The following is a 7,852-nucleotide window of genomic DNA, read 5'->3' as shown; positions in this document are numbered from 1 at the left end:
GCTTCCCCGCCCCCCGCCGCCGCGCCGGCCGCCGCTGCATCACCGGCCGCTGGCACGCCGCAAGCGCCCGCCGCGCAGGCCCCCGCGGGCGACCAGACGGCGGATGAGGCCTTCACGTCCCGCGTGAAGACGCTGGAGGAGCAGGTCGTCGACCTGAAGGAGAAGATCTACCGCTCCAAGGCGCGCCTGCTGCTGCTCCAGGAGTCGGTGATGGGCGGCGAGCTGTCCACCGGCGCCCGCGCGGTGCTCGTGCACAAGAACGAGATGGGCAACGCGTTCCAGCTGGAGTCGGTGGTGTACGCGCTGGACGGCGCGCCCATCTTCACCCAGGTGGACACGCAGGGAGACTTGAACCGGCACCAGTCGCTGGAGGTCTTCAACGGCCGCATCGTGCCGGGCCAGCACCAGCTCGCGGTGCGCCTCGTGTACCGGGGCAGCGGCTACGGCGTGTTCAGCTACCTGGAAGGCTACAAGTTCAAGGTGCAATCCAGTTACACCTTCAACGCGGAGTCCGGAAAGGTCACCACGGTGAACGTGGTGGGCGTGGAGAAGGGCGGCCTCACCACGGACCTGAAGGACCGGCCCGCGGTGCGCTACGACATCGAAGTGGCCAAGGACACGCGCGCGAACCGTCCCGCCGGTCCGGATTCCGGATCGGAGAAGGAAGGCGCTCCGGGCACACCCGCAGTGCCGGCCACCACCTCCAGCGAGCCGAAGTAGGAGCGCAAGGCCGTGACCGCGACGCTGCACGCCCTGGCCCTCGCGCTGTCCCTCGGGGCCGCGCCCGCTCCGGCGCCCCAGGCATCCAAGCCGGGGGCCGCGCTGCCGCCCATGCCCGCCTCGCTGAGTTCGCGCGCGGCGTCGGTGGAAGCGGTGGAGGCGCAGCTGCGCACCGCGGAGCTGTCGCTGCGCTTCGTGGAGACGCAGTTCACGGAGCGCCCCGAGCCCAGCAGCACCGACTCGCAGCTCAAGCGCTTCTCCGAGGGCGAGGTGTACTCGCTCTTGGGGGACTGGGCCGCCGCGTCCGTCCTCTTCTACGACCTGGTGAGCGATCCGGCGTTCAAGGCGCACCCGCGCTACCCGGAGGCGGTCTTCTACCTGGCGGACGCGCTCTACCAGCAGAAGAACGACATCGGCGCGCGGGTGTACCTGCGCGACGTGCTGGCGCTGCCCCTGACGCCGCAGCGCTACAAGGAGGCCGTGAGCCGCTACCTCGCGGTGGCGGGCAGGCTCCAGCAGTTCGACGGCATCGACGCGTACGTGGAGAAGGCGCGGCAGCTGTCGGGCGGCGTGCTGGCGCCGGACATCGCCTACGTGCACGCGCGCGGCACCTTCAAGCGCCCGGACCTGACGCCGGACGAGCACCAGCAGCGCTCGCGCGCGCTGTTCGCCCCGCTGGCACAGGCGCCCGGCGCCTTCCGCGTGCAGGCCGTCTACCACCTGGGCGTCCTGAGCGTGCAGAGCGGGGACTACCCGGCCGCCATCGCGCAGTTCCAGCGCATCGTGGGCACCGGGCCGGAGGCCGTGGTGTCCACGGGCCTCGCGGAGGCGGAGGCCCAGCGCTTCCGCGAGCTCGCGTTCCTGTCGCTGGGCCGGCTGATGTACGAGACGGGCCGCTACGACGAGGCGCTGGACCACTACGGCCAGATTCCGCGCGAGAGCGAGCGCTTCCCGGAGTCGCTGCTGGAGGTCGCTTGGACGTACGTGCGCAAGCAGGACTTCACGCAGGCGAAGAACGCCACGGACATCCTCTTGCTCGTCGCGCCGGACTCGCAGCTCGCCCCCGAGGCGCGCATCCTCCAGGGGCACCTTCTCCAGAAGCTGCACCAGTACGACGAGGCGCTGGAGACGTATGACGGCGTGGCGCGCATGTTCACGCCCGCGCGCGACAAGGTGGACGCGCTCCTGCGCGTGAACCACGACCCGGTCGCGTACTTCGACAACCTGCTGGCGCGCAACGAGCGCTCGCTGGACGTGAGCACCCTCTTGCCCCCGCTGGCGCTGAAGTACGCGTCCACGCAGAAGGAGGTCGCGGACGCGGTGCGGATGGTGGGCGACCTGGACAGCGGCCGTCAGGGCGCGGGCGAGGCAAAGGCCATCGCGGAGCGCATCCTGGAGGCGCTGGACGCGCGCGGGCTGGAGGCCTTCCCGGAGCTGCAGGAGGGCTACGTCCGCACGGAGGCCGTGGACACCGCGCTCACCGCCGTGGAGCAGTCCCTGGTGCAGGCGGAGGCCGCGCTGGTGGAGGAGAAGCTGACGCCCGCCGAGCGCGAGAAGCTGCTCGTTGCCCAGGGCGCGCGCGAGGCCCAGCGGCTGCGCTTCGCGGCGCTGCCCACCACCAACAAGGAGCTGGAGGAGCGCCGCCACCGCATGCAGGCGAAGGTGGACCTGGTGGACCGCGAGGCCTTCCGCGTGGGCTATGAGCTCCAGAGCCTGCACGCCAACGCCGCCGCCATCCGCAAGTGGGTGGAGGACACGCGCGACGAACGGCAGGCGGACCCCGCCGAGGAGCGCGAGTTCCTGGTGCAGCTCCAGGCGGAGATCGCCACGCTGAAGGACCTGCAGGCGGAGCTGGACCGCACCCGCGCCCGGCTCGCCAGTGAGCGCCAGTCCACGGACACGTCGCTGGAGGGCGAGGCCGCCATCCGCGCCCGCTACTCCGCCGCGCTCCAGCAGGAGCACACCGTCCTGCGCGCCGGTGAGGGCCGGCTGTCCGGCGAGGACACCCGCGTGCTGTTGCGCATGCACGCGGTGCGCACTCGCATCGACTCGCTGCGCGGACGCGTGGCGGTGGCCCGGGTGGCGCTGCGCGCGCGGCTGGAGAACCGCGTGAAGTCCATCCGCGACAAGGTGCGCGTGGAGCAGGCGCTGCTCCAGGGCTACGAGCAGGAGGTGGCCACCGCGTCCGGTGACGCGCGCAACCTGGTGGGCCGCATCGCCTACGAGAGCTTCCGCCGCGTGCGGCAGCAGTTCTACGACCTGGTGCTCAAGGCCGACACCGGCACGGTGGACGTGGCCTTCAGCCGCACGCAGGACAACACCGCGAACATCCAGAAGGTGGCCAAGGAGAAGTCGGACGCGCTGCGCTCGCTCGACCTGGAGTTCAAGGACGTCCTGTCGTCGGAAGGGGGGGACTGAACATGCGCCGCCCTGCCCTCGCCCTCCTCATTGCCCTGGCGCCGCTGGCCGCTCACGCCGCGAAGGCCAAGACGCCTGGCCAGGCCGCGAAGAAGGCCTCCACGCCTTCCGCGACCACCCCTCCCGCGAAGGCGCAGCCCGCGCCCGCGGCGCCGCCCGCGTCCAACACCTCGCGCTACCTGGACGGCCTGGGCCACACGCCCGAACAGGAGAAGCTGCTGCGCGACGTGAGCCGCGCGCTGGAGGCGTACGAGGCGGAGTCGCGCGACTTCCACCGCGAGGTGAAGCAGCTCATCGAGCGGCGCTACCAGCAGAAGCGCTCGGCGCTCAACAACGCCTACGAGAAGACGCTCACCGCGCTGGAGTCACAGGAGCGCACGCAGCGGCTGGACGCCATCGCCCGGGCCGAGGACTTCCTGCGCCGCTACCCGGACGAGCCTCGCGCCACGCCGGACGTGATGTTCCGGCTGGCGGAGCTGTACTACGAGCGCTCCGCGGACGAGCACCAGCTGGCGCGCAAGGACTACGCGGAGCGCGTGCGCACCCTGTCCAACGAGGCGATGGCGGACCTGCCGCCGGAGCCGGACGTGGACTTCTCGCCGTCCATCGGCGTGTACCGCACGCTCCTCGCGCGCTTCCCGGACTACAAGCTCAACGACGGCTCCCTGTACCTGCTGGCGTACTGCCTCAACGAGCAGCACAAGGACGAGGAGAGCCTCGCCACCTACCAGCAGCTCACCACGCGCTACCCGAAGAGCCGCTTCGCCACCGACGCGTGGACGCGCATCGGCGAGTACTGGTTCGAGGAGGAGACCGACCCGGAGGCGCTGCGCAAGGCCGCGGAGGCGTACACCGCCGCCACGCGCGACACGGAGCACCGGTTCTACGACAAGGCCCGCTACAAGCTGGCCTGGACGTACTACCGGATGGATTGGTTCGAGGAGTCCGTGGACAGCTTCCTGCTGCTCCTGGACCACTACCAGTCCCACCAGCAGTCCGGCAGCAAGGCGGACGAAGGCGACCTGCGCGCGGAGGCGCTCCAGTACATCGCGCTGTCGCTCGCGGATGAGACCTGGGGCGGCGTGGCGAAGGCCCGCGACCTCTTCGCGAAGCGCGGCGGCCGGCCCTACGAGCCGGAGGTGTACCGGCGGCTGGGCAACGTCTACTTCGACCAGCTCCGCAACCCGGAGGCCATCGCCGCGTATCAGCAGGTGTTGGCCACCGACCCGCTCACCACGGACGCGCCCCGCCTGCAGCAGCGCATCGTCCAGGCCTACGAGCGCGACCGGCGCATGGACCTGTACGCGCGCGAGTCGGAGAAGCTGGCCAACGACTACCTGCCCGGCGGCGCCTGGTACGAGAAGAACAAGGACGACCCGAACGCGCTGTCGCACGCGCAGACGCTCGCCGAGCAGAGCCTCTACTCCGCCGCCGCGTACCAGCACCAGCAGGCGCAGGCCTTCCAGAAGGAGGGCAAGGACGCGGAGGCCAAGGCCACCTACGCCTCCGCGGCGCGCGCGTACGGCACGTACCTGGAGCGCTTCCCGCGCAGCAAGACCGCGTACGCGATGCGCTTCTTCCACGCCGAGTCCCTCTTCAACTCGGACGCGTACGGCGCGGCGGCGAAGGAGTACTCGGCCGTGCGCGACTCCAACCAGGACAACACCTACCGCGACGTGTCCGCGCACAACGCGGTGCTCGCCTGGAAGGCGCAGCTGGACGAGGACGTGAAGGCGGGCCGCGTGCCGGAGCGCAAGCCGCTGCGCGCCAGCGAGCGCCCCAAGGACAGCGCGCACGCGCCCGTGGCCCTGACCCCGACGGAGGCCGCGCTCGTGAAGGCGTCCGACGCGTACGTGGCGCTCCTGCCCAGGGAGGAGGCCGCGCCCGGCATCGCGTACCAGGCCGCGGAGCTCTTCTACACGCACGACGACTTCGCCCAGGCCCGCCCCCGCTTCGAGCGCGTGGTGCAGGCGTACCCGCGAAACCCCGTGGCCGGCTACGCCACCAACCTCATCATCGAGTCCTTCCTCATCGACCAGGACTGGAAGAGCGTGGAGGAGGTCAGCGCGCGGCTCGCCAGCAACGCGCAGGTGGTGGACCCGTCCAGCGAGCAGTACCGCGAGCTGATGAAGTTCAAGCTCGCCGGCCGCTTCAACCTGGCGGACCAGCTGGCCGCGCAGAAGCGCTACGACGAGGCGGCGAAGAAGTACCTCCAGCTGGTGGAGGAGGCCCCCCGCCACGAGTTCGCGGACAAGGCGCTCAACAACGCGGCCGTGGCCTACGAGGAGCTGCGCCGCTTCGACTCCGCGATGAAGCTCTACGAGCGCATCTACCGCGACTATCCGAAGTCGCCGTGGGCGCACACCGCGCTGTTCCGCGTGGCCCTCAACGCGCAGAAGTCCTACGACTTCGACAAGGCCGTCACCAGCTACCAGAAGCTGGTGAAGGACTACCCGAAGGCCGAGGAGCGCGAGGCCGCGCTCTTCAACGCGGCGTCGCTGCTCGAAGGACAGCAGCGCTACGCGGAGGCCGCCGCCGCCTTCCAGCGCTCCGTGGAGCTGTACCCCCACGGGAAGAGCGCGCCGGAGAACCAGTACCGCGCGGCCCGCATCCTGGAGAAGTCGGGCGACACCAAGGGCGAGATCCAGGCGCTGGAGGCCTTCGTCCGCAAGTTCGCGAGCAAGCCGGACCAGGTGGAGCTGGTGGTGGACGCGAAGCGCCGCATGGGCGACGCGTGGAAGAAGCGCGGCAACACGAAGGAGGCCCAGCGCGCGTACACCGCCGCCGCGGACGAGTTCGACCGCCGCAAGCTGAAGCACGACACGCAGCCGCGCGCCGCGGAAGCCGCCGCCTACAGCCGCTTCCAGCTGGCCGAACTGGAGATCCAGCGCTTCGACGCGCTGAAGCTCACCGGCGCTGGCAAGGCGCTGGAGAAGAGCCTCACCAAGAAGACCGAGGCCTTGAAGGCGGTGGACGCCGCGTACATGAAGGTCATCCCGTACAAGCAGCTGGAGTGGTCGCTCGCGTCGTTCTACCGGCTCGGCTACATCCGGGAGCGCTTCGCGGCCTCGCTGCTGGACGCGCCGGTTCCTCCAGATGTGAAGCGCATGGGAGACGACGCGGTCCTGACGTACCAGGACATCCTCACGCAGCGCACCGTGGCCCTGGAGGACGTCGCGGTGGAGAAGTACGCCGCCACGCTCAAGGAGGCGCGCAACCACCGCGTCTCCAACGAATGGACGCGCCGCACGCTGGAGTCCCTCAACCGCTTCCGCCCCAAGGAGTACCCCGTCCTCAAGGAGGCCCGGGGCGCGCTCGCGTCGGACACGGTGTATCCGGATGGCCTGCTGGGCAGCCTCGCCGCGCAGCCCACGCCCGCGCCCGCGCGCGTCGATCCGGACAAGGCGACCCGGCTCACGGAAGGGGGCACGCCATGAACGCGGGCCGCAAGTTCGCGCTCACCGGGCTCGTGCTCTGGCTGTCCGCCTGCGCCTCCGGTCCGGAGACGCGCAAGGATTCAAAGCTCACCGGGCCGGAAGCCGGGCCCGTCACCGCCGTCAGCACGTCGCCCAAGCCGGACGACGCGAAGCCCCAGGCGAAGGAACCGGCGCCGGTGGCGAAGTCGCTCGCGGGGCCGGAGAAGGACTTCACCCGCGCGGTGGAGATCGCCCGGCGCGGCGAGCTGACCATCGCGGAGACCGCGCTCAAGGCCCTGCTGGAGAAGTCCCCGAAGCTGGGCCCCGCGTGGACGAACCTGGGCATCGTGCAGGAGCGCCAGGGCCGCTTCCCGGACGCGGAGCGCTCCTACCGCCAGGCGCTGGCGCTGGACCCGGACCAGGAGGCCGCGTGGGACTGCCTGGTGCGGCTGGTGGCGCGCACCGGCCGCGCGGCGTCGCTGGAGGCGGAGCTGCGCGAGGCGCTGGCGAAGCAGGACTCGGTGGCACGGCGCACGGCGCTGGCGCTGAACCTCCTCTTGCAGAAGAAGCACCCCGCCGCCGTCGCGGAGGCCCGCCGCGCGCTCCAGGTCAGCGAGCAGCACGTGCCCGCCATGCAGGTGCTCGCGCAGGTGTACGCCCGCGAGGGCAAGTACGAGCTGGCGTCCATGGTGCTGGGCAACGCGCTCGCCATCGACGCGCAGGACGCGGCCACGCTCAACGCCCTGGGCCTGGTGCACCTGGGCCTCAAGGAGCGTCCCCAGGCGCTGGAGCGCTTCCGCCAGGCCATCGCGCTCCGGCCGGACTTCGCCGAGGCGCGCAACAACCTGGGCACCCTGCTCAACGAGGGCGAGGACTACGCCGGCGCCCGCGTGGAGCTGGAGGCCTCCGTGAAGGCCGCGCCGGACTTCGCCGCCGCCCACCTCAACCTGGGCAACGCCTTGCGCGGCGAAGGCGACTTCCCCCGCGCCCTGGCCGAATACGAGCGCACGATCCAGCTCCAGCCCGACGCGAAGGACGTGTACTTCAACCTGGGCCTGCTCCACCTGGACCTGGAGCCCGCCGGCATGGACACCCTGGAGCGCCTCCAGAAGGCCGCGTCCTTCCTGGAGCAGTACAAGTCCAGGGGCGGCACCGACGAGCGCACCGCGCAGTACCTCAAGGACGCCCAGAAGGGCATCGACCGGGAGACGCGCCGCCGCGAGCGCGAGCGCAAGGAGGGCCTGAAGAAGGCCGCCGAAGCCGCCGCCCCCGCGAAGGCCCCCGAGGTAAACCCGACC

General features: G+C 71.1%; 4 protein-coding genes. All 4 read left to right on the top strand.

All coding sequences use genetic code 11. The annotated features are described in order from the left end of the window. Positions 1-720: dihydrolipoamide acetyltransferase (locus D7V80_RS39180; protein ID WP_120592900.1), on the top strand; the 720-nt coding region annotated here is incomplete at its 5' end. 12 nt (positions 721-732) lie between these two features. Beyond that, positions 733-3,138: a tetratricopeptide repeat protein gene (locus D7V80_RS39175; protein WP_120592899.1), complete on the top strand. Its 2,406-nt coding sequence runs from the start codon at positions 733-735 to the stop codon at positions 3,136-3,138. A gap of 2 nt (positions 3,139-3,140) precedes the next feature. Then, positions 3,141-6,575 carry a tetratricopeptide repeat protein gene (locus D7V80_RS39170; RefSeq protein WP_120592898.1) on the top strand — a complete coding sequence of 1,145 codons (3,435 nt, stop codon included), beginning with the start codon at positions 3,141-3,143 and terminating at the stop codon, positions 6,573-6,575. Further along, the coding region (locus D7V80_RS39165) for a tetratricopeptide repeat protein (protein WP_120592897.1) at positions 6,572-7,852 on the top strand (1,281 nt) is incomplete at its 3' end. The genes D7V80_RS39170 and D7V80_RS39165, both read left to right, overlap by 4 nt.

It is taken from the genome of Corallococcus sp. CA054B (genome assembly GCF_003611625.1).
GTDB lineage: Bacteria > Myxococcota > Myxococcia > Myxococcales > Myxococcaceae > Corallococcus > Corallococcus coralloides.
This window is presented reverse-complemented; position numbering and strand designations above follow the sequence as displayed.